The organism is Pseudomonas sp. UM16 (genome assembly GCF_050312595.1).
Classification (GTDB): domain Bacteria; phylum Pseudomonadota; class Gammaproteobacteria; order Pseudomonadales; family Pseudomonadaceae; genus Aquipseudomonas.
Map to the genome: position 1 here is coordinate 1 of NZ_JBNPJT010000044.1, position 1,541 is coordinate 1,541.

Here is a 1,541-nt window from a genome sequence, read left to right on the forward strand (position 1 = left end):
GTCTGGTCGCCGGGAAGCTTTTCTTGGTTCCAGCCATCACGCGCCTTGTCGAGGTTGATCCGGGTGGGGCTGTTGTACACATAACACCACTGAAAGCGCGCTGCCGGATTGCCCAGGGCGTTGCTCTGGCTGACCGCGTCGGGGCGGTCGAGGCCAGCGCTGTCGGGCGTGCCCTGGCGCGCCTCGCCACCGAACATCTGCGGGGCATGGGGCGGGTTCAGGGCTTCGGCATTGATCAGGCGCGTAGTCTGTTCGGCAATCGGCGCCTGCGACAGCATGGCTGCCGCGCTCCTGCCACCGGGGTAACGTGGTTCACCCTGGGCGCGCAGCAACTCGGGGCCGGGCGTCTTGCCGACCAGTACTGGCGCGTCGTCACGGTGGCGCTTGGTCCACAGGCGCTGATAGAAGCTCAGGGGCTGCAGGGCGGTCATCGCTGCCGTGCCGTCCGGCAGGCTGTCCGGTACGCCGTAGGTGCCGATCCCTTCGACATCATCGAGGGCCACGGTGGTGTCGTCCGGGCAGAAGTACAGGTAGACCTTGCCGCGGTTGTCGCGCTCGGAAAACACCGTCAGCGTCTGCTCGGCGTCCAGGCGCACGCCTTGCTCGGGCGACCAGCGCGGGCCGCTGCGGCCAAAGTAGGTGGCATGCTCCCGGAGCTCGGTCAGCGCCGGTTTCGGATGCTTGTTGGCAGTCACCGCCGAGACGATGTTGATCAGGGTCGTTAAGGTGTCATGGGCCTTGGGGGTGACCTTGGGCAGCACGCTGTAGGGCGAGTCGACCATGATCAGGGTGTCGGCGCAGCGTTTGCCCTGATCGACCAGCATGGCCTGGGCCAGCAGGCTGATCAGGGTGCCCTGGCTGTGGCCCATGACGGTGATGGTTTCATTGGCGCTGACCCGGCGAATCTCGCCGATCAGCATGGCCAGGCGGGTGGCGGCCAGAATGAAGTAACGGCGGTGGGGCGCCTTGCCCATGTACAGGGTGTTGGACAGTTGGGTTTGTGCGACATGGCGAATCAGCTTGTCGAAGCCCTCGTTGTACATGTCCAGCAGGTTGTTGGTGGCATTGGCGAAGAAGCCGCCGCCTTTGGCGAAATGCCGGTCCAGGCGGTTGTTGTGGATGTCCTGGTACTGGTCGCGCAGCCTGGCTGGCTCGTCGTTCTCGTCGCGTTTGATTTCGTCCGGCGCGGCGCGGTAGCCCCAGTAGAAGGGGATCATCAGGCTGCGAGTTTTTGGTGTGTCGGTATCGCGGCGATAAAGATAGGTGTCGGGATCGTCGAGTACGCGCTGCTGTTTATCGTCCAACTTATCCAAAGGAAGGCGCTTTACCGCTGCGAACTCGGCCCCATACCGCCCCGGTATGAGATCCGGCCGATCCAGCCGTTCATTGACGCCCTGACACAATCCGCTCTCCACCGACTCGTAGGACGCCCCCGGGTCGTTGACGCCATGCAGGAAGATCACCACACCCGGCAGGTCGGCAGGTACTTCCATTTTGCGTGCAGTGTTGCAGTTGGGCAGCAAACGTATGTTGTATTCAGC

1 protein-coding gene is annotated in these 1,541 nt (G+C 63.6%); it reads right to left on the reverse strand.

All coding sequences use genetic code 11. The features are described from left to right. The coding region (locus ACQRAX_RS25435) for a T6SS effector phospholipase Tle3 domain-containing protein (RefSeq protein ID WP_412041615.1) at positions 1 to 1,541 on the reverse strand (1,541 nt) is incomplete at both ends.